Raw genomic sequence first — 22,371 nt, 5'->3', positions numbered from 1 at the left:
GGCACGCGGACGACGGGCTTCCGGGGGGAGGCCGACCGCGGGCCGGAGGAGGTACCGACATGAACGGTCCACTGGTCCTGATCATCGTCATCGGGCTCGTCGTGCTGGCCGCGATCATCGTCGCCGTCGGGCGTTCCGGTGGGTCGCGCGGTGGGAGCTCGGGAAGCGATGCCGGCAGCGGGTTCTTCGGTGGCTTCCTGGGCGGATCCGACGGCGGCGGGCACCACGGTGGGTTCGACGGTGGCGGCTTCGGCGGGGGCCACGGGGGTGGCCACGGCGGCGGTGACGGCGGGGGTGGCGGCGGGGGTGGCGGCGGCTGCGGGAGCGGCTGAACCCCTACCTCAAGTCCTGGTCAACTTGCTCGACTCCGACTGTGGCCCCGCCCACACTGGACACAGACGGAAACCGCTCCGTCACCGACAAAGGAGGTGCGAGATGCTCACTCTCATCGTTGTTGTCCTCGTCCTTCTGCCCCTGCTCTTCGGTGTTGTCAACCTCCTCACCGACAGGGGCCGGAGAAGGCGTCCGACGAAGCACTGGCCGCTCGAGCCGAGCGGATCCACCTACCTGACAGTGGCCTGACCGAACGGGGCCCGACCGAACGGCGGTGACCGTGGCGGCGCCGACGCGGCGCCGCCACGGTCTCCACCCCAGGGTTGAGGTCCCAACTCCACCCGGGACCGATCCGCGGACCGACGTCGCGGCGGCGCCGGCCGAGCAGAGTTCTCGCCATGGACATCGCCAACTACCTGATCCCCGCCGCCGCGATCATCTGGATCGTCTACCGGCAGTTCGTCGGCCGCTACGCCAACCCGGCGCGGATGATCCTGCCGCTGGTGCTGATCGTCCTCGGCGTCTCCCAGACCGTCTCCGCCCACATCGACTGGACGCCTGCCGTGATCGGCATCATCGGCGCCGACCTGTTCGTCACGGTGGTGCTGGGCGCCATCCGCGGCGGGGCGATCAAGCTCTCGATGCAGGACGGCTACCTGTTCCAGCGGGGTGGGGTCACGAGCCTGGTGCTGTGGCTGGTCTCGATCGGGGCCCGCGTCCTGTTCGGTGTCTTCGCCGCCGGCACCGGGGCCGGCCCCGCGAGCACGGCCACGCTGATGCTCTCGTTCGGGATCAGCATCGCGGCCCAGTACGTCGTCCTGTCCGCCCGGATCAGGGCCGACGGTCGCCCGATCCGCCCGTCCGGGGATCGACGCCCGACCCGCTCGGGGTCCACACTCGGCAGGTGAACACGGATTGGGGCCCGCTGCGGCGGGCCAGCAATCTGGCCTGGATCCCGCTCGTGCTGGTGTCGTCGTTCCTGACCGCACCCGAGCAGTTCGGCGCCGTGTCGGTGGTCGCGTCGCTGGTCGCCGCGGCAGGCTGGGTCATCACCGGGCTGCGGCTCGAAGAGCCGCCGTGGCTGGTGCCCGCCGGGATCGTCACCATCGCGGCCGGCGGGATCACCGCGCTCGCCGCCATGCACGTCTGGGCCGCCACGCTGGCCTTCCCGTTCTACGCCGTGCTCAGCGCGGGGGCCCGGCTGCCCGTGCTGGCGGCCGCCGTCATCACCCTCCTGACCGGCGCCGGGGTCGCGCTGGCCGCCCACACGGTGACACTGGCCAACCTCACGATCATCCTGGTGAGCCTGCTGGCCGCGCTGCTGTTCGGGATGGGCCGCCGGGAGAGCCGCAAGCGCGCGGAGGAGCGGGAGCTGACGCTCGTCGCCGACGCCCGGGTGCACGAGGAGCACGCGCGGGCCGCGGCGCTGGCCGAGCGCGCCCGCATCGCCCGCGACGTCCATGACGTGCTCGCCCATTCGCTGTCCGCGCTCGCCGTCCAGCTGCAGGGCGCGCGGCTGATGCTCCAGCGCGACGGCGCAGCGCCCGACACGATCGCCCAGGTCGAGCGCGCGCAGCGCCTCGCGGCCGACGGGCTGGCCGAGGCGCGGCGCGCCGTCACCGCGCTGCGGAGCGAACCCGTCGACGTCACCGAGGGGCTGCGCGCGCTCGTCGCCGACGCGCCCGGGGCGTCGCTGGAGATCGACGGCGAGCCGGTCGACCTGAGCGCCACCGCCCGCGAGACGCTGCTGCGCACCGCCCAGGAGGCGCTGTCGAACGCGCGCAAGCACGCGGCGGGCGCACCGGTGACGGTGCGGCTGTCGCACCGCGGCGGCGCCACCGAGCTGGAGGTGCACGACCGGGTGGGCTCGCCGCCGCCACGCCGGGGCGGTGGCTACGGTCTGATCGGGATGGCCGAGCGAGCCGCGCTCGCCGGTGCCCATCTCGACGCCGGACCCGTCGCCGACGGCTGGCGGGTGCTGCTCTCACTCCCCGATGCCACGGAGGCCACGTGACCTCGGCACTGCGGGTCGTGCTCGCCGACGACCAGACGATCGTGCGCGACGGCCTCGTCACGCTGCTGGGGCTGCTGCCCGGCATCGACGTGGTCGGGGCCGCCGCCGACGGCGCACAGGCCGTCGCGATGGTGGCCGAGCACGCCCCCGATGTGCTGCTCACCGACCTGCGGATGCCGGTGTGCGACGGGGTCTGCGCCACCCGACGTGTCCGCGCCGAGCATCCGGCCACGGCCGTGGTCGTGCTCACCACCTACGCCGACGACGCCGCCGTGCTGGACGCGCTGCGAGCCGGCGCCGTCGGCTGGCTGTCCAAGGACGCCGACGCCGAGGCGATCGGGCATGCACTGCGCTCGGCGGCCGCCGGCCAGTCCACGATCGACAGCGCCGCGCTGGCCGCGCTCGTCTCCGCGGGACCGGCCGCCCCGGCCGCGCCCCCCGACGGGCTGACCGCGCGCGAGGCCGAGGTGCTGGGCCTCATCGCGGGCGGGCTGTCCAACGCGGAGATCGCCCGCAGGCTGGTGGTCAGCGAGGCCACCGTCAAGACGCACGTCAACCACCTGTTCGCGAAGGCAGGCCTGCGCGACCGCGCCCAGGCCGTCGGCTACGCGTACCGCCACGGCCTGGTCCCCGGATAACCCTGCCTTAGGGTCGGGCACCGTGCACGTCGTACTCGCCTCCGCGTCCCCTGCCCGCCTCGCCGTGCTGCGCGCGGCCGGGATCCGCCCGCACGTCGAGGTCGCCGATCTCGACGAGGAGGCGCTGCTCGCCGCGATGCCCGACGCCGCGCCCGGCGAGAAGGTGACGGCGCTGGCCGCTGCCAAGGCCACCACGATCGCGCGGCGCATCGCCGGCAGCCACCCGGACGCCCTCGTCATCGGTTGTGACTCGATGCTGCACATCGACGGCGCGCTCGTCGGCAAGCCCGGCGACGTCGACACCGCCCGACAGCGCTGGAAGGCGATGGCGGGTGGCAGCGGCGAGCTCGTCACGGGCCACGCCGTGCTCCGGATGGCCGACGGCGAGATCGACCGCGTCGCCGAGGGCCACGCCCTCACCGTGGTCCGCTTCGCGACGCCCACCGACGCCGAACTGGACGCCTACCTCGGCACCGGCGAGCCGCTCGTCGTCGCCGGCTCCTTCACCCTCGACGGGCTCGGCGGCTGGTTCGTCGAGGGCATCGACGGCGACCCGTCCAACGTGATCGGCATCAGCCTGCCGCTGACCCGCAGGCTGCTCGCGGGCGTCGGTGTCACGGTGACCGACCTGTGGCGACAGGACTAACGTTTCCGGTATGGCTCTGGACAACGACACCGACCCGAAGCTGGCCGCCTACGCGCATCCCGAGCGGCTGGTCACCACCGAATGGCTCGCGGCGAACCTGGGCGCGGACGGCCTCGTGGTCGTCGAGTCCGACGAGGACGTGCTGCTCTACGACACCGGCCACATCCCCGGCTCGGTGAAGCTCGACTGGCACACCGAGCTCAACGACCCCGTCACCCGCGACTACGTCGATGGCGCCCGCTTCGCGGAGATCTGCGGCGAGCGCGGCATCTCCCGCGACACCACGGTGGTCTTCTACGGAGACCGCAACAACTGGTGGGCCACCTACGCGTTGTGGGTGTTCTCCCTGTTCGGCCACGCCGACGTCCGTATCCTCGACGGCGGCCGCGCCAAGTGGGTGGCCGAGGGCCGCGAGATGACCACCGAGGCATCCAAGCCCGCCGCCACCGACTACCCCGTCATCGAGCGTGACGACTCCTCGATCCGGGCGTTCAAGGACGACGTGCTCGCGCACCTCGGCAAGCCCATGGTCGACGTCCGCTCCCCCGGCGAGTACTCGGGCGAGCTGCTGCACATGCCCGACTACCCGCAGGAGGGCGCCGTGCGCGGTGGCCACATCCCCGGGGCCGCCAGCGTGCCGTGGGCCCGCGCGGCCGCCGAGGACGCCACGTTCAAGTCCCGCACCGACCTCGAGGCGATCTACCTCACCGAGCAGGGCCTGTCGGCCGACGACGACGTCGTCGCGTACTGCCGCATCGGGGAGCGCTCCAGCCACACCTGGTTCGTGCTCACCCACCTGCTCGGCTTCGGCCACGTCCGCAACTACGACGGCAGCTGGACCGAGTGGGGCAACGCCGTGCGCGTGCCGATCGTGCAGGGTGCCGAGCGGGGTTCTGTGTGAGCCTGCCGCCCCAGCTCGAGGAGCTGGTCGAGGACTTCTCCGGGGTCGGGCCGAAGGATCGCCTGCAGCTGCTGCTGGAGCTGAGCCGGGAGCTGCCCGAGCTCCCGGAGCGGTTCGCCGACGCCGCCGGCACGATGGAGCAGGTGCACGAGTGCCAGTCGCCGCTGTTCCTGGCGGTCGAGGTGGAGCCCGACGGCGAGCGGGCCGTGCACCTGTTCTTCTCCGCACCGCCGGAGGCCCCCACCACGCGCGGCTTCGCGTCGATCATGCACACCGGTCTCGACGGCGAGCCCGCCGCCGAGGTGCTCGCGGTGCCCGATGACTTCTACGTGGCGCTGGGGCTGGCCCAGGCCGTGAGCCCGTTGCGGCTGCGGGGCATGTCGGCGATGCTCGGGCGGATCAAGAACCAGGTCAGGGCGGCGATCGCGGCCTGAAGATCGGCCATCTGCCAACCTCAAGTCTCGGTGAAGAACGTTCCCTGACGCCCTGTGCACTGCCCACACTGTGAGTCCGCTCATAGGGCAGCAGCTCAGGGGGTGTGTGATGGCAAGTCTCGCAGCCACCGGCGACACCTGGGGGATCAGCGGGCCGGAGTTCCTCTGGCTCTACCTCGCCGTCGCCGTCGTCGTCCTCATCGTCGGCACCCGCGTCCGCAAGGCGCAGGCCAGCACCGCGAACGCCGGAGCGGAGGGCGACCTCGGCGCCCGGCCCCATGACGTCGCCTACCTCAACGGCGGCGCGACGCTCGCGATGTACTCGGCGCTCACCTCGTTGCGCCTGCGCGGGCTCATCAGCTCCGACCGGGGCCGGATCACCGCCACCGGGCGGATCGAGCCCGGTGCCGACCAGCTCGAGCAGGCGATCCACATCGCCACGGCCACTCGCAAGTCCCGCGTGCAGCTGCCCCACAACCGGTCGGTGGCGGCGGCGCTCGCCATGATCGACGCGCGGCTCGTCGACGAGCGGCTCCTGCTGTCGGGCGAGCAGCGCAGCCGGATCCGCAACGTCGGGCTGTGGATGTTCGTGGTGGCCGCGTTCGGCTTCGTCCGGCTGGTGGCCGGCATCGCCGACGCCAAGCCCACCAGTTTCCTCGTGGTGGCCATCGTCGCCACCATCGGCATCGGCATCTACCAGCTGGTCAACGTCCCGCGGCGCACGAACCGCGGCACCAGGGCACTGGACGGGATGCGCACCCGCAACGACGCTCTGCACCCGCGGTCCACCCCCAACTGGGCGGTGTACGGGCCGGCGGGCGCCGCGCTCGGGATCGGACTCTTCGGCACCAGCGCGCTGTGGGCGTCGGACCCGGCCATGGCCTCGGAGTTCGCGACGCAGCGGATGACCTCGGGCGACGGTGGCAGCTCGTGGAGCGGCGGCGGGGACAGCGGCGGCAGCAGTGGCAGCAGCTGCGGCGGCGGGGGCGGTTGCGGCGGCGGCGGGGGCTGCGGCGGCTGACCGGCCACAGACGGGGGACCCGCTCCCGCAGATCCGTCAGGAGGGGTACGGATCTGCGGGAGCGGTGGGGGCCGCCATCGGCGGGATGCAACGAAGTGGCGCGCGGGTACGTCCACTTGCCGGGGGTGAGTTCGATGACCGGAGCAGCGGTGGCGTTCGGCGCCATCGGGATCGCCCTGCTCGTGGTGCTGGCCCTGCTGCGGCGGGACCGCCGCGACCCGGCGCAGGTCGCCGCGCTCCGGGAGCTGGTGGACCGGCCCGAGCACCTCGCCTACCTGGCGGGAGGCCCGACGCGGGCGCTCTTCACCGCGATCGCGGCGCTCGACGTGCAGGCGCTGATCACCACCACCGGCGGGACCGTCCGGGCCACCGGCGCGGTCAACAGCTCCGCGCCGGTGCTGGAGCGGGCCGTTCACCGATCGACACGGCTGCCGGTGCAACGCACAGCGCTGCCGGTGCTCGCACCGGTGGCCGCCGCGCTGGGAGAGATCAGGGATCGCCTCGAACACGACCGGCTCCTGCTGCCCGGTGGGCGGCGAGACACCGTCCGGGCACTCGCGCTCCTGCTGCTCGCGCTCGCCGTGGGCGGGGCGGTCTGGGCGGGGTTGCGCGCCATCGACGGGCACGCCGACCTGCCGTTGATCGGGACCTGCCTGGTGCTGGGGGTCCTCGCGATCTGGCAGCTGCGGACGGTGCCGATCATCAGCGGCAGCGCCGCCCGCGGTCTGGACCGCCTGCGGCGGGCGAACCACGGCCTCCATCCCCGCAACCGGCCCGACTGGAACGTCTACGGAGCCGACGGTGCGACCCTGTCGGTGGCACTGTTCGGGATCGACGCGATGTGGGCGTCGGAGCCGACGCTGGCAGGCGAGCTGGGGTTGTGGCGGCGCCAGAGCCTCGACGCCACCCGCAGCGACTGGGGCTGCAACTGCGGTTCCACGGTGTGCGGGGCGGGCAGCGCCGGGGGAGGTCACCACGCCGGCATCGGGTCCGGCCTCTTCGGCGGCTGGGGCGGGGACGGCGGCACGCACCACCACGGCAGCACGCATCACCACGGGGGCGGGCACCATGATGCGGGCGGCCACCACGGTGGCGGGAGCAGCTGCGGGGGCGGTTGTGGTGGAGGCGGCGGAGGAGGTGACTGAGCTGATGGCCGAGACGATGACGGCGATGCACGACGTCGCAGGTCTGCGCCGTGGGGTCGGGGTCGGCTGGCGCCCCGAGATCGCGGGTTGGGTCGAGAGCGTGCCCGCGCTCGGCTTCTGCGAGGTGATCGCCGAGGCGATCGACCCGGCAGCACCGCCGCGGGGTGTGCTCGAGCTGCGGGACCGCGGGGTCGCCGTGATCACCCACGGGGTGCGGCTGTCGCTCGGCGGCACCGAGGGGCTCGACGCGCACCGCGTCACGCACCTCGCCGCCGCTGCGGCCGCCGTCGGTTCACCGGTGGTGAGCGAGCACATCTCGTTCACCCGTGCGGGTGGTCGCGATGCGGGCCACCTGCTGCCGATGCCGCGGACGCGTGAGGCCCTCGACGTCCTCACGCGCAACGTGCGGCGCCTGCAGGCCGAGCTCGACGTCCCGCTCGCGCTGGAACCGATCGCCGCGCTGTTCGACTGGCCCGACGACGCGTTCAGCGAACCGGACTTCCTCACCGAACTGCTGGAACGCACCGGCGCGCTGCTCCTGCTCGACGTGGCCAACGTGCACGCCAACGCGCTCAACCGCGGTCAGGACGCCGCGGCGATCCTGGACCGGATGCCGGTGGACCGGGTGGCGTACGTGCACGTCGCGGGTGGTTCCGAGTACGAGGGCCACTATCACGACACGCACACCGATCCGGTCCCCGACGCCGTGCTCGACCTGCTGGCACAACTGGTCGAGCGCACCGGCACCGCGCCGCCCGTGATGCTGGAGCGCGACGGGCGCTACCCACCGGCGGCCGAGCTCGCCGGCGAGCTCGCCGCCATCGCCGCGGCGGCCCGGCTCGACTCCCCCCTCGTGGCGGTCGCGCCGTGACCGCCCACCGGGACCTCGCCCGGCAGGATCTCGGCGAGCGGCAGGCCGAGCTCGTGGCCGCGCTCGTCGCGGGAGCGCCGCTGCCCGGCGGGTTCGATGCCGTACGCCTGGACGCCACCCGCCGCGCGCTGCTGCGCAAGCGGGCGGGGATCGCGGCAGGCGTCTGGCCGCTGCTGGCCGCGTCGCTGGGTGCCGAGTGGAAATCCGTCTTCGCCGCCCACCACGACGGGCACGAGTCGGCGGGGGCGCTGCGCGACGGCTGGGACGTCGCACGGGCCCTGCGCGCACGAGGTGAGCTCGCCCCCGCTGCGGCCGTCGAGCTGGGCGAACGGGAGGCCGCGCTGCACTACGACGGGCACAGCGCGCCGCGTCCCCGCCGGTTCGGGCGGGCCCGCCTGATGCTGCGCTCCTGGGTGCCGCAAGTCCCGTAGCGAGGGCTACGCCACACCCCAGAGACCGCGGAGCGGGCCACTGTCGTTCTAAACTCCCCGGTAACCACGCGCCGGGGCAGGGTGTCCCCGTGGCACCACTAGGAGGCCGACCGTGCCGCGCTTGAGCAAGATTCTGGTCGCGAACCGCGGGGAGATCGCGGTACGCGTGATCCGCGCCTGCGCCGATGCCGGGCTTACCAGCGTCGCCGTCTACGCCGACCCGGACCGCGACGCGCCGTTCGTCCGGCTCGCAGACGAGGCGTTCGCGCTCGGTGGCAGCACCGCTGCCGAGTCGTACCTGGTCATCGACAAGCTCCTCGATGCGGCGAAGCGCTCCGGCGCCGACGGCATCCACCCCGGATACGGGTTCCTCTCCGAGAACGCCGAGTTCGCACAGGCGGTGATCGACGCCGGCATCACCTGGATCGGCCCGACGCCGCAGGCGATCCGCGACCTCGGCGACAAGGTCACGGCGCGCCACATCGCGACGCGCGCCGGCGCCCCCCTGGTGCCGGGCACCAACGACCCGGTCTCCGGCGCCGACGAGGTCATCGCGTTCGCGGAGGAGCACGGGCTGCCCGTCGCGATCAAGGCGGCGTTCGGCGGCGGCGGTCGCGGCATGAAGGTCGCCCGCGAGATGAAGGAGATCACCGAGCTCTACGAGTCGGCTGTGCGCGAGGCCACGGCGGCGTTCGGACGCGGTGAGTGCTTCGTCGAGCGCTACCTCGACAAGCCCCGCCACGTCGAGGCGCAGGTGCTGGCCGACACGCACGGCAACGTGATCGTCGTCGGCACCCGCGACTGCTCGCTGCAGCGCCGGTTCCAGAAGCTCGTGGAGGAGGCGCCCGCGCCGTTCCTCTCCGACGAGCAGCGCGCCACGATCCACGCCTCGTCGAAGGCGATCTGCAAGGAAGCGGAGTACCACGGCGCCGGCACCGTCGAGTTCCTCGTCGGGCAGGACGGGCTGATCTCGTTCCTCGAGGTCAACACGCGGCTGCAGGTGGAGCACCCGGTCTCGGAGGAGACCAGCGGGCTGGACCTGGTGCGCGAGCAGTTCCGCATCGCCGAGGGCGAGGTGCTCAACATCCTCGAGGACCCGACGCCGCGCGGGCACTCGATCGAGTTCCGGATCAACGGCGAGGATGCCGGCCGCGGCTTCCTGCCCGCCCCCGGCACCGTCACGTCGATCTCCTTCCCGGCCGGGCCCGGTGTCCGCGTCGACGCCGGTGTCGAGTCCGGCTCGGTCATCGGCGGGCAGTTCGACTCGCTGCTGGCCAAGCTGATCGTCACCGGCTCCGACCGGGCGCAGGCGCTGGAGCGCTCGCGGCGCGCGCTGGCCGAGTTCCAGGTGGAGGGCATGGCCACGGTGCTGCCGTTCCACCGCGCGGTCGTGGCCGACCCGGCGTTCGCATCCGACGAGTTCACCGTGCACACGCGCTGGATCGAGACCGAGTGGGACAACACGGTGCCGCCGTTCGAGGGTGACCCGGGTGCCGACGAGGAGACCGGCGAGCGCCAGACGGTCGTCGTCGAGGTCGGTGGCAGGCGGCTGGAGGTCTCCCTGCCCGGCGACCTCTCCTTCGGCGGCGGCGGTGGCCCCGCGGCCTCGGCGAAGGCACCGTCGCGCAAGCGCGCGGGCGGCAAGAGCGGCAAGGCCTCCGGCGACGCCGTGACGGCGCCGATGCAGGGCACCATCATCAAGGTCGCCGTCGCCGACGGGGACACCGTCTCGGCGGGCGACCTGATCGTCGTGCTCGAGGCGATGAAGATGGAGAACCCCGTCACCGCGCACAAGGACGGCACGATCACCGGGCTGGCGGCGGAGGCCGGTAGCTCCGTCACGCAGGGCACGGTCTTCTGCGAGATCAAGGACTGACCGCGGGTTCCGGCGACTTCGGCCAGTACCTGGCCGAAGTCGCCGCCGCCTGGCGCCCGGCTGTTGACGCCGCCGGGCACCGCACATAACGTCGAGCGGCCAGGTCACTTCACAGCGACCCCGCACCGTGCTGAACAAGTGCATAGCGGACAAGCAGTGATCAACCCGTGTGTCCATCCACGGGGCCCGGTTCCTCCGCCACGCGGAAGTGCCGCGCCGCGGATCCGTTCACCACGCTGGCCCAGCCGCGCCGTGGACACGCCCCCATCCCTACCGGCGACCAGGATCCGTCATGCCCCCCGACCATGTGTACGTCTCCACCCACATCCACACCGACGGGCCGATCCCCGGCCCACACTCCCTGCTCACCGTCACCTCCGTCGCCTACGCGCCGGACGGTGGCCCGATCGGTACGTTCACCACGAACGTGCGGGAACTCCCCGGCGCCACCCTCCATCCCGTCGCACTGCAGAACTGGCGGCGACGGGCGGAGGACTGGCTCTCCACCCGCCGGGCGAGCCTCCCACCAGCGTTGGCGATGAAGTCCTACCTCCGGTGGCTCGACAGGATCCCCGGGGACAAGGAGTTCGTGGCCGACACCGCGGAGCCGGACTACCTGTTCCTCTACTGGTACCTGCAACGTTTCGCCGGGCAGTGGCCCTTCGCCCGGACGAACACCGAGGTGGGTCTGCACGACCGCCTCAGCCCCACGCCGATGTGCCCGCTGGCCGGTTGCCGGTTGCTGGCACGCACGAGCTGAGGTTTCTCGACCACGATCGGCCGGTGCCGCTGCAGCCGCACCGGCCGATCGTCGTTCCCGGGGTGTTCCCGCCCCCGAGGATGACGTCGCTGACGTTCACCATCGCGAACCGTTCTCCCGCGATCGGCCTCGAGCCCCCGCCCCGCACTCCTACCGTGGCGGCGCACTCGAACCGAGGGGGAGGCGCCGTGCCCGAACGTCCATCGGCCGTGCTCCGGCTGGAGCCGCACCAGATCCCGGCGCTGCGGGCCGCCTTCGCCGACGCCGCCGCGTCCGTGGCGCAGTCGGTCACGCGGTTGCGCAGCAGCGGCTACGTCACCACGCCGTGGATGGGCGATCCCGTCAGCGAGACGGTCCGCACGATCTACAACAACCGCGCTCTCGATGGGCCTGATTCGGCCTACCAGCACCTGTCGAGCTATCACGACGAGCTCATGGCCGTGGTGCGCACGCTCGATCGGATGCAGGCCGACTACGGCAGCACCGAGGGCACCAACGCGGCGCTGTGGGAGCGGCAGGCGTGACGGGCCCGGCCGCCGACGCCACCCGCTGGCTCGGCCACACGCACGAGGAGATCTACGCGATGGTGCAGGCGGGTGCCGGCCCGGCCGCCGCCCACGGCGCCGAGCAGTTCTGGACCAGCACCGCCGGCACGCTCTCCGCGACCGCGGCGCAGTTGGGTGGCGCGATCCAGGCCGCGGGCGCCGGCTGGGAGGGCGTCGCGGCCGACGCCACGGCCACCGGCGCTGCCCCGCTGGCGGCCTGGGCGCTCGATCGCGCCACGCTGGCGAGGCGCACCAGCGCCACGCTGGCGGTGCAGGCCGGGTACGTCGACCACGTCCGGCGCGAGATGCCGGTCCCGGCCCCGCCGGGCGGTCCGGAGGTGGCCCAGCTCGGCGCCGCCCCCGATCTGCTGTCCGACTGGAGCGCCGCCGATCTGGCCCGGCAGAACGCGGCCGAGCGGGCCGTCGAGATCATGGACCAGTACACGTACAACGCCTACGACACGCTGCCGGGCGTCGAGATCGGGTCGATGCCGCCCGCAGTGGTCGTCGACCAGGGTGGAGCCACCCCGGCCGCCACCCCAGCCGTCGCCCCGGCCCCGACGGCGGCTGCGGCGGCGCTCCCGGTGCCGCCCGCCCTCGCGCCGGCGCCGGTCGCAGCTGCGGCGGCACCCGCCGCGATGGCGGCGCCGCCGGCAACGGCTCCGGTGGCTCCCGCCGGCACGGCGGCGATCACCGGTCCACCCAGGATCACCGGGCCGACCACGGTCCCCGGGCGCAACCCGGCAACGGCGCCTGGTGTCGATGGCGCCGGATCCGCCGCCGGCGGCCGAGCGGCCCGATCCGGTGCTCCGTTGCCGGGAGGTGCGAGCGAGCTCCCGGCAACCGTTGTGCGGTCGACCCCCGGTGGCGGCACCGAGCTGGATGTCGGGCTCGGTTGGCCCCCGGGTGGATCCCACCGTCCGGGCGGCAGCGTCCGGCATCCGGCCCGAGCGTGCTCTGGATGCACCGGCCAGCACGCCCGGTGGCGCCCCGCCCGTCTCCGTCGGTGGCGGCGTCCGGGCCGCACGCGGGGTCGGCAGTGACGATCGACATCGGGTGGCACCGCCGCCTGCAGAGGTGGCTCGCGGCGCGGCGGAGCCGCCGGTCCTCACCGTGAGCGCCACCGGCGTTGCACCGCCCCGCACGGGCCGCGCGGAGCAGGCCCCGTACGTCCCGCCGCCGGGAGGGGCCGGGGTCCGCGGCACCGAGCGCACCCACCGCCGTCCCGACTACCTGATCACGCCGGATGCGTTCGCCGACGACCGCGTGGTGGCGCCCGCTGTGATCGTTCCCGATGATCTGGAGGAATCCCGTGGCTGAGCCGCTTCCCGTCGTCGATGCCACCGGCCACGCCGGTTTCTGGCACGACGCACCGCGCCAGGTGCTCACGGCCGTCGAGTTCGACGTGCTGTGGGAGCGGCTCGGGCTCGGCGTCACCCCCGTCGCGCTGCGCCTGCCGTCGCCGGGACGCACGCAGGGCGAGCGTCGTGACGTCATCGCGTCCGGCTGGCAGGCACTGCGCGATCGCGGGCTGGCCGGCCCGGCGGGCCCGGATCCGGAGCTGGCCCGGATGCTGCGCCTGCTCGCGAGGCCCGCAGCGCAGCTCGAGCTCCGCGCCAACTGGGGTCGCAGCGTCCGGGCGCTCGCCGCCGGCAGCCCCGGCGCGGGCGTGCTGGCCGTCCGCCAGGACGCCACCGTCACGCTGGGCCCCTGCGGTTCCCTGCCGTCCGGGCTGCTCAGCGTGCTCCCGGCGGCCGGTCCGGGCCCCGGGCAGGCGGCGAGCGTGCCCACCGCGGCGCTGGCGTCCGCCCTCACCCCGGCCGGGGTCGGGCTCCGCACGGCGCTGCTGGGCCAGGATGTCGACGCCGAGGAGGCCGCGCTGCTGGCCCGGATGCTGGGTCTCGTCGCGGGGCGGGCGCAGATCGTGGCGCTCGCCGCCGACCGGTGGGGGGTGGCGCGCCGCGCCGGCGGTGTCGTCGGCGTGCTCGACGGGCCACGTGGCCGCTACCTGATGACGCGCTCCGCAGGCGACGACGGCACGGAGTGGACCACGGTGGCGCCCACCGACCGGCGCCGGCTGCACCACCGCGTGGCCGAGCTCCTCGACCACGCCACCCTTGCGGCGGCGCCGATGGCGTAGCGCATGTGCGATGGCGCGCCCTCGAATCGACGTGCTAGACGTCGAAGGCCTCGCGGGAGGCGAGGCCGCGGCCGGCGACCGCGGCACCGACACCCACCACCACCGTCACCACGGCGAGCAGGATCGCGATGATCCCGAGCCCGCCGATGATCAGGCCGATGACCGCCGAGGTCAGGCCCACGGCGAGGCCGGTGCGCGCAACGGTCGCACCGCTGTGGCCCGTTGTCAGCGCGCGGGCGGCCACCGCGGTGAGCAGGATGGCGATCAGGCCGCTGAGCGGCGCGATCACCAGCCCGGAGGGCGGGAAGATGAAACGGACGGCGTCATCAGCGAGCTGGGCGCCGAGCCCGGCGAGCAGAACGGGCACGGCGGCAACCCGGGACGTGGCAGGCACGGTGGTCATGTGTTCGAGGATGCGCCGCGCTCGGGCCGTCCGGCATCGGGGATGACCCCGAGGTCGACCCCGGCCCTCATTCGGCCGCCGCGTCGTACTGCATGGCACCGATCGCGTTGCCGTCCGGGTCCTCGATCCAGGCGAGGTGACCGACCCCGGAGATCGTCGTCGTGTCCATCAGCACACGGCCACCCGCGGCGACGGCGGCCCGCACCACGGCCGCCACGTCGTCGACGGCGAAGGTGACCTCGAGCCCCCGCATCGGCACCCCGTCGGCGAGCTCACGGCGCTGCTGCAGCGCGCCGAACACGGCGGAGTCACCGGTGTCGATCTTGAAGAAGCCCGGCGGTCCCCAGGGGGTGAAGCGCCAGTCGAAGACAGCCGCGTAGAAGCGGCGGGCCGCGTCCAGGTCGGTGGCATTGACGGCGAAGTGACGCAAAGGGCTGGGCACGGCACCAGCCTTGCGCTCCCGCGACTGGCGCGCTGTCGCTGGTGCGGCGAACACTGTCGCAGATGCGACACGAGCTCACCGACGCCGACCTCGTTGCGCGGGGCTACGCGGTCACGCACCCGAGCGGGGCGATCGTGCTGCCCACCGAGCCCGGCTGGCACGAGCTGATCTTCGCCTCGTCCGGGGTGATGCGGGTGGAGACGGGCTCCGCGGTGTGGGTACTGCCCCCGCATCGGGCGTTGTGGCTGCCCGACGGTGCCCGCGCCCGCATCGTCATGCACGGGCGCGTCATGGTGCGCACGCTCTACCTGCGCGGGGCCGCGCTGCTCGGGCAGCGCACGGTTGCCGTCGACGTCCCGCCGTTGCTGCGCGAGCTGATCCTGCACGCGGTGCGCAGCTGCCCACTGGAACGCGACCGGCCCGAGCACCGCCGGGTGGTCGACATGATCGGTGACCTGCTCGCCGTCGCCCCGCAGGCGCCCCTGCTGCTGCCCGGACCCACCGACCCGCGGGCCCGCGCGCTGGCCGCGGCACTCGAGACCGACCTGGCGGCCGGTGCATCGCTGGAGCGGCTCGCGGCCGCCGTGGGCGCGAGCAGGCGCACCCTGGAGCGGCTGTTCCGTACCGAGACCGGCATGTCGATCGGGCAGTGGCGGCAACGGTTGCGACTCGCCAGGGCGCTGGAGCTGCTCGCCGCCGGGCAGCCCGTCACGGCCGTCGCCTCTGCGGTCGGGTACGCGACCCCCAGCGCGTTCACCGCGATGTTCCGCGCCCAGCTCGGCGAACCACCGCGCGTCCACCTACGGGCGTAGGGTCCTCTCGCATGGCAGCACGGCTGAACCGGATCGTCATGCTGAGCGGGGTCGCCGCCGTCGGCCTCGCCGTCGCGCAGGAGCTGCGCAAGCCCGCTGAGCAGCGCGAATGGCACGGCACGCTGGGCGGGCTGGTGCCCTACGACCTACGGCCGCCGACAGCGTCGCGGCTGCGCCGGGCGATGTGGAACCCCGACGAACCGGCCGTGCTGGTGCCGCACGCGTTCGGCGTGGGCTGGACGGTGAACATGGCCGCCGTGGCGGCGCTGCTCAGTCGAGGTCGCCGTGGCGCATGAGCTGGCGACCGGCCTCGGTGATCGAACCGGATAGCGAGGGGTACACCGAGAACGTGTAGGCCAGGTCGTCGACGGTGAGGCCGTTCTGGACGGCGAGTGCGATCGGCAGGATGAGCTCGCTGGCCACCGGCGCCACCACCACCCCGCCGACCACCACGCCCGTTGCGGGCCGGCAGAACAGCTTCACGAAGCCGCGGCGCAGGCCCTGCATCTTCGCTCGCGGGTTGGTGGAGAGCGGCATCATGATCGTGCGGGCCGGCACCTCACCGGCGTCGATCGCGCGCTGGCTGATACCGACGGTCGCGATCTCCGGTCGGGTGAACACGGCAGCGGCCACCGTCTTGAGCTTGATCGGCGCCACCCCCTCGCCCAGCGCGTGCCACATCGCGATCCGGCCCTGCATCGCGGCGACCGAGGCGAGCATCAGCACGCCCGTGCAGTCACCGGCCGCGTAGACACCGGGCACGGACGTGCGGGAGACGCGGTCGACCGGGATGAACCCGCCGCGGCCCAGCTCGATGCCGATCTTCTCGAGGCCGAGCTCGGTGGTGTTGGGCACCGACCCGACCGTCATGAGCGCGTGTGAGCCGGTGACCGTGCGGCCGTCGGCGAGGGTGACGACGACGCCGTCACCCTCCCGGCGCACCGAGTCGGCGCGGGCCTGGCCGAGGATCTCGACACCACGCTCGGCCAGCGCGTCCTGCAGTACCGACGCGGCGTCGGCGTCCTCGCCGGGGAGCACGCGGTCGCGGCTCGACACCAGGGTGACCCGGGCGCCGAACTCGACGTAGGCCGACACGAACTCGGCTCCGGTGACACCCGAGCCGATCACGATGAGGTGCTCGGGCAGCTCGTCGAGGTCGTAGATCTGGCGCCAGGTGAGGATCCGCTCGCCGTCGGGCTTGGCGTCGTCGAGGACCCGCGGGGTGGCGCCAGTGGCGATGAGCACCACGTCGGCGGGCAGCTCCTCCCGCCCACCCTCGCTCGTGCGCACCTCGATGACGTGTGGCGCGCGCGTCGCCGGCTGGTCGGTGAAGGCGGCCGAGCCGCGCACGATCCGCACACCCTCGCGCTCGACGCGAGCCCGCACGTCGGCCGACTGGGCCTGCGCCAGGCCCTTCACACGCCCGTGGACGGTGGGCATGTCGAGGCTGCTGGCGCGGTCCTCCGCCATCACCCCCATCGCGTGTGCGCGGCCGAGGTCGACGCGGGCGCCCGCGGAGGAGATGAACGTCTTCGACGGGACGCAGTCGTCCAGCACGCAGGCGCCGCCCATGCCGTCCCGCTCGACGACGGTGACGTCACTGCCGTGCTGCGCGGCGACCAACGCGGCCTCGTAGCCTGCCGGGCCGCCGCCCATGATCACGATGCGCGTCACGGATGACGCCTCCTCACGAGTTGTCTGGTTGCCCGATCACGGTACGCGGGAGGGCGCGCACTAGTCTGTGGCGGTGCCGTTGTATGCCGCCTACGGGTCGAACATGGATCCGGCGCAGATGAAGGAGCGGGCCCCGCACTCGCCGATGGCGGGTAGCGGCTGGCTGATGGGTTGGCGACTCACGTTCGGTGGCTCGGACTACGCCTGGGAAGGCGCACTCGCCACCGTCGTCGAGGCGCCCGGGGCGCAGGTGTTCGTGGTGCTCTACGACGTGCCCGACCACGACGCCGCCCAGCTCGACCGCTGGGAGGGCGGTGAGATGGGGCTGCACAAGAAGCTCCGCCTCCGCGTCCACACCCTCGACGGCGACGTGCTGGCGTGGATCTACGTCCTCAACGACTACGAGGGCGGCGAACCCAGCGCCCGCTACCTCGGAGTGCTCGCCGACGCGGCCGAACTGGCCGGCGCCCCCGACGACTACGTAGCAGCCCTGCGCAGCCGCCCCAGCAGCAAATCCTTCTGACGCGAGTTGCGCTGAACCGTCCCGCGAGTTGCGCTGAACCGTCCCGCGAGTTGCGCTACATCGCCCCGCGAGTTGCGCTACATCGCCCCGCGAGTTGGGGCAATCGGACCTGCGAGTTGGGCAGAACACTCCGAGACTCGGGGTCAATGGCCAGCGAATCGAGACGGAGAATCTCAGAACGCAGTAGTCTGTCAGCTGGCGCAGCCGCGACGCGCGAGTGCTGCCCGGATCGTCGCGATCACCGCAGCCTTGTCCTGGAGATCCTCGGCCCATACCGAGATGACGGTCCACCCGCGACGTTCGAGATCACGCACGCGAGCTTCGTCGGCGGGCTTCCTGCCGATATGTGCTGCGTACCCGTGGTACTCGATCGCGATCCGCAGATCTGGCCAGGCAAGATCGAGTCGGTAGATTTCTCGACCGTCGATATCCAGGACCGGCCAGTTCATCTCCGGCAGTGGCAGCCCGGCTTCGGCGACGGTCCACAGCATGATGCTCTCCATCGGTGAATCAACTCGACCGGTGGCGAGATCGAGGATGCGCGCGCCACGCACCGTGCCACGCGGATCGTCACGATCGACGAGGCCGGCGTGCAATCGTTGGCGTAGCGCGCCGCGTTGCGCCTCCGGGATGAGTGCCAGCGCTTGGTCGACGACCGCGAGCGCGCCGCCAGGCTCTGCCGTTGCCAGCAGATCGACGACGACGCGATGCAGAGCGAGGACGCGCAACCCGTCAAGTTCCTGGACGACGTCCTGGAAATGTCTGCTCTTGTGGACCACCAACCCGGGCTGGGTCCTCAAGGAATGTTCGTACGGCACCATCAGGTGCACGGGCAGTGCGGGCATCGCTTGGCATCCGTGCAGGTGAGCGGCGGTCGGCCCGGTGATAGCCGACGCCGGTCCGCCCGCTACGAGCGCTGCACCGGCTCGACCAGCGATCGTCGCTGCCCGATCGGCATCAATGACCACACCGGACCAGAGCTCCACGAGCGCACCGCTGGTCACTGCCGATCGCACCCGTTTTCGCCCGAGCTCCGCGACCAACTCACTGCGACGACACGCTCCCAGCTTTCCCACCACGCGAATGCCCATGCGTCGACGGTGACGGACGGCGACGGTCACCGGACCGGAATCGGCAAACTGTGGATAGACGGTGCTGCATGTGGATAACTTTCGCGAGGACAGCCCAACGCTCACGGGACGGCTCAGCGCAACTCGCGGGACGGCTCAGCGCAACTCGCGGGACGGCTCAGCGCAACTCGCGGGACGGTTCAGCGCAACTCGCGGGGTAATGCAGCGCAACTCGCGGGACGGTTCAGCGCAACTCGCGCGGGGGGCCTGGTGGCCACCCCGGCTGGTGCCGGGGTGGCGGGGCGTCAGGGGGTGGGGACGGCGAGGGCTCCGAACGCCGCCGTGACCAGGATGCGGACGCCGAAGGGGATGGCGCGCTCGTCGAGGTCGAAGGTGGGCTGGTGGATGTCGCGCATCGGGCCGTGGCCGGGCCACACCCCGAGCCGCGCCATCGCACCGGGGACGTGCTCGAGGTACCAGGCGAAGTCCTCGCCACCGCTGGACTGCTCGGTGGTGGTGGAGGCCTCCGGGCCGAGGACGGTGGCGGCCGCATCGGCGAGGATGCCGGCGCTGATCTCCTCGTTGACCACGGGCGGGACGCCGCGGATGTGGTCGAGCTCGTAGCCGACGCCCATGGGCGCCAGCACGGCCTCCACCAGCATTCCGAACTTGGCCTCAAGCTCGCCCCACGTTGCGTGGTCGGCGGTGCGCAGCGTGCCGCGCAGGACACCGTGCTGCGGGATCGCGTTGGCCGCCTCACCCGCGTGCGCCGCGCCCCAGACCAGGACGGTGCCCGAGCGCGGGTCGACCTGGCGGGTGAGCAGCAGCGGGAGCTGGGTGATGAGCAGGCCCATCGCCTCGACGAGGTCGGCGGTGAGGTGCGGCCGCGACGTGTGACCGCCGGGCGAGGTGAGCCGGATCTCGACGACGTCGCACGCGGACGTGATCGGCCCGACGCGGGTGCCGAGCTTGCCGACCTCCAGCCGGGGGTCGCAGTGCAGCGCGAAGATCCGCTGCACGCCCTCCATCGCGCCGTCGGCGACCATGTCGATGGCGCCGCCGGGCTGCACCTCCTCGGCCGCCTGGAAGATCAGCCGGACGCGGCCGGGCAGCGCGGGAGCCGAGGCGAGCGCGAGTCCCGCGCCCAGCAGCATCGCGGTGTGGGCGTCGTGCCCGCAGGCGTGCATCGCACCGTCGACGGTGGACGCGAACGGCAGGCCGGTGTCCTCCTGCAGCGGGAGCGCATCGAGATCGGCGCGCAGCGCGACGCAGCGATCGCCGTAGCCGATGTCGCATACGAGGCCCGTGCCGCCGGGCAGCGTGCGCGGTTCGAGGCCGGCGGCCATCAGGTGGCGCGCGACCATCTCGGTGGAGCGGAACTCCTGCCGCCCCAGTTCGGGAAGGGCGTGCAGGGAACGCCGCCACCCGACGACGTCGGAGCGGTGGGCGGCGAGCCAGGACTCGAGCCATGCCGGGCCGCTGCCGATGCCGAGATCGGCCGTTTCGGGTCCGCCCGCGGGGATGAGATCGGTGTGCGCGTCCACAATCGTCACCGGACCTCACCGTCCCCGGTGGACACCGGCCGGACCGGGGCGGCACCCACCGACGCCGGAACGCGCGTGGGCGCCCCGTCGAGCCCCAGGGGGGCTCCCATCGGCACTGCTGTGTCGTGCATCGCTCAATGGTGCTCACCCGGACGGCGGTGTACCAACTCGAATCGGGCCAGAACGGAGGATGCTCGCCAAGGGGTCGCGGATCTGCTGCGGGCGGCCGGGCTACCGATGACGAACGGTTGTGCGGTCGTGCGCCGAACGGGACCTCACACCGCTCGTCGCAGGTAGCAGCCCCGAATGCACCTGACTACGCCGTTCGCCACCGTTCGTTCCACCGATGGCAGCGTCCGGTTACCCCGATCGGTGGCCGTCGCTGGGCTCAAGGCGTGGCCGAAGGGGGCGATAGCGCTCGGTGATCAGGGCCTCGACAGAATGGGCCCGTGCCGGAGGGTAGCCAACGCGACGACGAGCAGCGCCGTATCGGCGGGCGCTATCGGCTGGCCGGTCAGCTCGGCAGCGGCGCGATGGGCACCGTCTGGTCCGCCTACGACGACGTGCTGCAGCGCCGCGTCGCGGTGAAGGAGCTGAAGGTGCCTCCCGGCGTGCCCGCGCAGGAGGCGCTGGACATGCGGGAACGCATCATGCGCGAGGCCCGCGCGCTGGGCGGGCTGTCGCATCCCAACGTCATCATGGTCTTCGACGTCGTCGACGCCGACGGCGAGCCGATGGTCGTCATGGAGCTCGTGCCCTCGCGCAACCTCGCCGAGCTGATCACCGAGAAGGGCACGCTGTCGCACCAGGAGGCGGCCGTCATCGGCTTCGCCACCGCGAGCGGCCTGCGGGCGGCCCACCGCGCGGGCATCACCCATCGCGACGTGAAGCCGGGCAACGTCCTCATCGCCGACGACGGCCGCGTCAAGCTCACCGACTTCGGGATCGCCCGCAACGTCGCCGACGCGCCGATGACCAGCGCCGGGCTCGTGCTCGGCTCCCCCGCCTACATCGCGCCCGAGGTGGCCGCCGGGCAGGCGGTCACGCCGGCAGCCGATCTGTGGGGGCTGGGCGCCACCCTGTTCGCCGCGATCGAGGGCCGCCCGCCCTACGACGTGCACGGCGACCCGTTCTCCACCATCACGGAGGTGGTCGACGGTGCGGTGCCGCGGCCGCGCGGCAGCGGCCGGGTGGTCGACGTCATCGTCGCGCTGATGGTGAAGGACCCCGACGCCCGGATGCCGCTCGAGGAGGTCCGGCTGCGGCTGCGGCCGATGATCGAGGACCCCGACGACCCGATGTACCCGGACTCGCCCGACGCACCGACGATGGCCGCCGCCGTCATCCCGACGCAGGCACCGCCGGCACGCAACGAGTACGTCACGCCCCGGCCCACCCCGCTCCCCCAGGCCGCCGCACCCGTCGTGCCACCGGCGCCACGCGCCCCCGCACCGCTCGCGGCGTCCCCGGGCCCGCTGCCGGTGCCGCCACCCCGCGCGACGCCCACACCGGCTCCGGCCCCGCTCCGCGCCGCTGCGTCCGCCCCGCTCGCCCCGCTCGCGCAGCAGTGGCAGCCGCCGCCCCGGCCCGCGGCGCCCGCCACCGCGTGGTCGTCGCTCGGGCTGGTGCTGGCGGGCGCTGCGGTGGTGCTGGTCGGCGCGGCGGCCGGCTGGGTGGTCACCCGGATGCTCGGCGGCCAGTCGCCCTGGATGACGCAGAACATCACCGCGTCGTCCACGTCGCTGGTGCAGCACCAGGACGCGAACGGTTTCAGCATCGCCGTCCCGCAGGGATGGTCCACGTTCCCCGGCGACGGCACGGGCGGCGACCCGGTGGTCAACTTCGTGAGCCAGGACGGCACGGAGGAGCTGACGGTGGCCAGGGCGGCCACGATCGATGCCGCCAAGGCCTTACCGAGCCCCACCAACACGTTGCTGGTCCCGCCCGTCGCGGAGACGGCCGGGCCGGCAGGAGCGTTGCGGATGTCGTACGGCACGTCGCAGCGCACGTCGTGGCGGCGGATCGTGGTGGAGGGCAGGGCGGTGTGGACGATGACGCTCACGGTGCCCCGTTCGGTCGCGGGCGCCACCTCGGAGGCGCTGTTCGCCACGCTCGCCAACACGTTCTCGCCGGTCTCTCCCTGATTCC

Annotated in this window: 27 protein-coding genes; 21 read left to right on the top strand and 6 right to left on the bottom strand. The window is 73.0% G+C overall.

Annotation, left to right across the window (positions count from 1 at the left end; all coding sequences use genetic code 11):
- Positions 1 to 59: 59 nt before the first annotated feature.
- The 17 genes from ACFPFQ_RS27070 to ACFPFQ_RS26990 all read left to right on the top strand — a co-directional run bounded on the left by ACFPFQ_RS27070 (position 60) and on the right by ACFPFQ_RS26990 (position 13,755).
- A complete protein-coding gene (locus ACFPFQ_RS27070; protein WP_379623679.1) occupies positions 60 to 332 on the top strand; it encodes a hypothetical protein in 273 nt (90 codons plus the stop codon).
- A 399-nt stretch (positions 333 to 731) separates the two neighbouring features.
- A complete protein-coding gene (locus ACFPFQ_RS27065) occupies positions 732 to 1,241 on the top strand; it encodes a hypothetical protein (protein ID WP_379623677.1) in 510 nt (169 codons plus the stop codon).
- Entirely contained in the window at positions 1,238 to 2,347 is a 1,110-nt protein-coding gene (locus ACFPFQ_RS27060) for a sensor histidine kinase (protein ID WP_379623675.1), read from the top strand. The genes ACFPFQ_RS27065 and ACFPFQ_RS27060 overlap by 4 nt, the downstream gene beginning before the upstream one ends.
- Positions 2,344 to 2,985, top strand: coding sequence for a response regulator (locus ACFPFQ_RS27055; RefSeq protein WP_379623673.1), 642 nt, complete (start codon positions 2,344 to 2,346; stop codon positions 2,983 to 2,985). Before ACFPFQ_RS27060 ends, ACFPFQ_RS27055 begins: the two co-directional genes overlap by 4 nt.
- 22 nt (positions 2,986 to 3,007) lie before the next feature.
- Positions 3,008 to 3,631 (top strand): Maf family protein, encoded by a 624-nt coding sequence (locus ACFPFQ_RS27050; protein ID WP_379623671.1) that lies wholly within the window; start codon positions 3,008 to 3,010, stop codon positions 3,629 to 3,631.
- A 10-nt stretch (positions 3,632 to 3,641) separates the two neighbouring features.
- Entirely contained in the window at positions 3,642 to 4,532 is an 891-nt protein-coding gene (locus tag ACFPFQ_RS27045; protein WP_379623669.1) for a sulfurtransferase, read from the top strand.
- Positions 4,529 to 4,966, top strand: coding sequence for a SufE family protein (locus ACFPFQ_RS27040; protein ID WP_379623667.1), 438 nt, complete (start codon positions 4,529 to 4,531; stop codon positions 4,964 to 4,966). Before ACFPFQ_RS27045 ends, ACFPFQ_RS27040 begins: the two co-directional genes overlap by 4 nt.
- Positions 4,967 to 5,075: 109 nt before the next feature.
- Complete coding sequence (locus tag ACFPFQ_RS27035) at positions 5,076 to 5,987, top strand: TIGR04222 domain-containing membrane protein (RefSeq protein WP_379623666.1); 912 nt, start codon at positions 5,076 to 5,078, stop codon at positions 5,985 to 5,987.
- Between the two features lie 134 nt (positions 5,988 to 6,121).
- On the top strand, positions 6,122 to 7,132 hold the full coding sequence (locus ACFPFQ_RS27030) for a TIGR04222 domain-containing membrane protein (RefSeq protein ID WP_379623664.1): 1,011 nt from the start codon (positions 6,122 to 6,124) through the stop codon (positions 7,130 to 7,132).
- Positions 7,125 to 8,003, top strand: coding sequence for a DUF692 domain-containing protein (locus ACFPFQ_RS27025; RefSeq protein ID WP_379623662.1), 879 nt, complete (start codon positions 7,125 to 7,127; stop codon positions 8,001 to 8,003). The genes ACFPFQ_RS27030 and ACFPFQ_RS27025 overlap by 8 nt, the downstream gene beginning before the upstream one ends.
- A complete protein-coding gene (locus ACFPFQ_RS27020) occupies positions 8,000 to 8,434 on the top strand; it encodes a hypothetical protein (protein WP_379623660.1) in 435 nt (144 codons plus the stop codon). The genes ACFPFQ_RS27025 and ACFPFQ_RS27020 overlap by 4 nt, the downstream gene beginning before the upstream one ends.
- A gap of 112 nt (positions 8,435 to 8,546) precedes the next feature.
- The gene (locus ACFPFQ_RS27015; RefSeq protein ID WP_379623658.1) at positions 8,547 to 10,310 is read left to right on the top strand and encodes an acetyl/propionyl/methylcrotonyl-CoA carboxylase subunit alpha; all 1,764 of its coding nucleotides are present in this window, start codon (positions 8,547 to 8,549) and stop codon (positions 10,308 to 10,310) included.
- 292 nt (positions 10,311 to 10,602) lie between these two features.
- Positions 10,603 to 11,070, top strand: a complete 468-nt coding sequence (locus ACFPFQ_RS27010; protein WP_379623656.1) for a hypothetical protein — start codon at positions 10,603 to 10,605, stop codon at positions 11,068 to 11,070.
- A 188-nt stretch (positions 11,071 to 11,258) separates the two neighbouring features.
- Complete coding sequence (locus ACFPFQ_RS27005; RefSeq protein WP_379623654.1) at positions 11,259 to 11,594, top strand: hypothetical protein; 336 nt, start codon at positions 11,259 to 11,261, stop codon at positions 11,592 to 11,594.
- Complete coding sequence (locus ACFPFQ_RS27000; RefSeq protein ID WP_379623652.1) at positions 11,591 to 12,658, top strand: PPE domain-containing protein; 1,068 nt, start codon at positions 11,591 to 11,593, stop codon at positions 12,656 to 12,658. Before ACFPFQ_RS27005 ends, ACFPFQ_RS27000 begins: the two co-directional genes overlap by 4 nt.
- Positions 12,659 to 12,692: 34 nt before the next feature.
- Positions 12,693 to 12,935 carry a hypothetical protein gene (locus ACFPFQ_RS26995; protein ID WP_379623650.1) on the top strand — a complete coding sequence of 81 codons (243 nt, stop codon included), beginning with the start codon at positions 12,693 to 12,695 and terminating at the stop codon, positions 12,933 to 12,935.
- Positions 12,928 to 13,755: an ESX secretion-associated protein EspG gene (locus ACFPFQ_RS26990; RefSeq protein WP_379623648.1), complete on the top strand. Its 828-nt coding sequence runs from the start codon at positions 12,928 to 12,930 to the stop codon at positions 13,753 to 13,755. The genes ACFPFQ_RS26995 and ACFPFQ_RS26990 overlap by 8 nt, the downstream gene beginning before the upstream one ends.
- Positions 13,756 to 13,789: 34 nt before the next feature.
- Here ACFPFQ_RS26990 and ACFPFQ_RS26985 read toward each other — a convergent pair whose 3' ends face one another.
- Both ACFPFQ_RS26985 and ACFPFQ_RS26980 read right to left on the bottom strand, forming a co-directional pair.
- Positions 13,790 to 14,158 (bottom strand): hypothetical protein, encoded by a 369-nt coding sequence (locus tag ACFPFQ_RS26985; protein WP_379623646.1) that lies wholly within the window; start codon positions 14,156 to 14,158, stop codon positions 13,790 to 13,792.
- Between the two features lie 67 nt (positions 14,159 to 14,225).
- Entirely contained in the window at positions 14,226 to 14,600 is a 375-nt protein-coding gene (locus ACFPFQ_RS26980) for a VOC family protein (RefSeq protein WP_379623644.1), read from the bottom strand.
- A 62-nt stretch (positions 14,601 to 14,662) separates the two neighbouring features.
- Between ACFPFQ_RS26980 and ACFPFQ_RS26975 the strand changes: the two genes are divergently transcribed.
- Positions 14,663 to 15,412 carry an AraC family transcriptional regulator gene (locus ACFPFQ_RS26975; protein WP_379623642.1) on the top strand — a complete coding sequence of 250 codons (750 nt, stop codon included), beginning with the start codon at positions 14,663 to 14,665 and terminating at the stop codon, positions 15,410 to 15,412.
- A gap of 11 nt (positions 15,413 to 15,423) precedes the next feature.
- Positions 15,424 to 15,708 (top strand): DUF5808 domain-containing protein, encoded by a 285-nt coding sequence (locus tag ACFPFQ_RS26970; RefSeq protein WP_379623640.1) that lies wholly within the window; start codon positions 15,424 to 15,426, stop codon positions 15,706 to 15,708.
- On the opposite strand, the gene ACFPFQ_RS26965 is transcribed toward ACFPFQ_RS26970, so the two are convergent.
- Positions 15,683 to 17,086 (bottom strand): NAD(P)H-quinone dehydrogenase, encoded by a 1,404-nt coding sequence (locus ACFPFQ_RS26965; RefSeq protein ID WP_379623638.1) that lies wholly within the window; start codon positions 17,084 to 17,086, stop codon positions 15,683 to 15,685. The two genes, ACFPFQ_RS26970 and ACFPFQ_RS26965, sit on opposite strands and share 26 nt — an antisense overlap.
- 73 nt (positions 17,087 to 17,159) lie before the next feature.
- Here ACFPFQ_RS26965 and ACFPFQ_RS26960 point away from each other — a divergent pair, with 73 nt between their 5' ends.
- A complete protein-coding gene (locus ACFPFQ_RS26960; RefSeq protein WP_379623636.1) occupies positions 17,160 to 17,609 on the top strand; it encodes a gamma-glutamylcyclotransferase in 450 nt (149 codons plus the stop codon).
- Positions 17,610 to 17,800: 191 nt separating this feature from the next.
- On the opposite strand, the gene ACFPFQ_RS26955 is transcribed toward ACFPFQ_RS26960, so the two are convergent.
- The 3 genes from ACFPFQ_RS26955 to ACFPFQ_RS26945 form a co-directional block, all read right to left on the bottom strand.
- A complete protein-coding gene (locus ACFPFQ_RS26955; RefSeq protein ID WP_379623634.1) occupies positions 17,801 to 18,700 on the bottom strand; it encodes an endonuclease domain-containing protein in 900 nt (299 codons plus the stop codon).
- 284 nt (positions 18,701 to 18,984) lie between these two features.
- A complete protein-coding gene (locus ACFPFQ_RS26950) occupies positions 18,985 to 20,232 on the bottom strand; it encodes an amidohydrolase (protein WP_379623632.1) in 1,248 nt (415 codons plus the stop codon).
- Positions 20,229 to 20,354, bottom strand: coding sequence for a hypothetical protein (locus ACFPFQ_RS26945; RefSeq protein WP_379623631.1), 126 nt, complete (start codon positions 20,352 to 20,354; stop codon positions 20,229 to 20,231). Before ACFPFQ_RS26945 ends, ACFPFQ_RS26950 begins: the two co-directional genes overlap by 4 nt.
- A 318-nt stretch (positions 20,355 to 20,672) precedes the next feature.
- On the opposite strand from ACFPFQ_RS26945, the gene ACFPFQ_RS26940 reads away from it, so the two are divergent.
- Positions 20,673 to 22,367 (top strand): serine/threonine-protein kinase, encoded by a 1,695-nt coding sequence (locus tag ACFPFQ_RS26940; protein ID WP_379623629.1) that lies wholly within the window; start codon positions 20,673 to 20,675, stop codon positions 22,365 to 22,367.
- Positions 22,368 to 22,371 lie beyond the last annotated feature (4 nt).

This window comes from Pseudonocardia sp. GCM10023141, assembly GCF_042653605.1.
Note: the sequence above shows the minus strand (reverse complement) of the source record. Positions and strands in the feature narration are given on the sequence as shown.

Bases quoted from the DNA above. Each gene is read 5' to 3' on its own strand.
- ACFPFQ_RS27070 (WP_379623679.1), top strand. From the start codon at position 60: ATGAACGGTCCACTGGTCCTGATCATCGTCATCGGGCTCGTCGTGCTG.
- ACFPFQ_RS27065 (WP_379623677.1), top strand. From the start codon at position 732: ATGGACATCGCCAACTACCTGATCCCCGCCGCCGCGATCATCTGGATC.
- ACFPFQ_RS27045 (WP_379623669.1), top strand. From the start codon at position 3,642: ATGGCTCTGGACAACGACACCGACCCGAAGCTGGCCGCCTACGCGCAT.
- ACFPFQ_RS27035 (WP_379623666.1), top strand. From the start codon at position 5,076: ATGGCAAGTCTCGCAGCCACCGGCGACACCTGGGGGATCAGCGGGCCG.
- ACFPFQ_RS27030 (WP_379623664.1), top strand. From the start codon at position 6,122: ATGACCGGAGCAGCGGTGGCGTTCGGCGCCATCGGGATCGCCCTGCTC.
- ACFPFQ_RS27010 (WP_379623656.1), top strand. From the start codon at position 10,603: ATGCCCCCCGACCATGTGTACGTCTCCACCCACATCCACACCGACGGG.
- ACFPFQ_RS26985 (WP_379623646.1), bottom strand. From the start codon at position 14,158: ATGACCACCGTGCCTGCCACGTCCCGGGTTGCCGCCGTGCCCGTTCTG.
- ACFPFQ_RS26975 (WP_379623642.1), top strand. From the start codon at position 14,663: ATGCGACACGAGCTCACCGACGCCGACCTCGTTGCGCGGGGCTACGCG.
- ACFPFQ_RS26970 (WP_379623640.1), top strand. From the start codon at position 15,424: ATGGCAGCACGGCTGAACCGGATCGTCATGCTGAGCGGGGTCGCCGCC.
- ACFPFQ_RS26955 (WP_379623634.1), bottom strand. From the start codon at position 18,700: ATGGGCATTCGCGTGGTGGGAAAGCTGGGAGCGTGTCGTCGCAGTGAG.
- ACFPFQ_RS26945 (WP_379623631.1), bottom strand. From the start codon at position 20,354: ATGCACGACACAGCAGTGCCGATGGGAGCCCCCCTGGGGCTCGACGGG.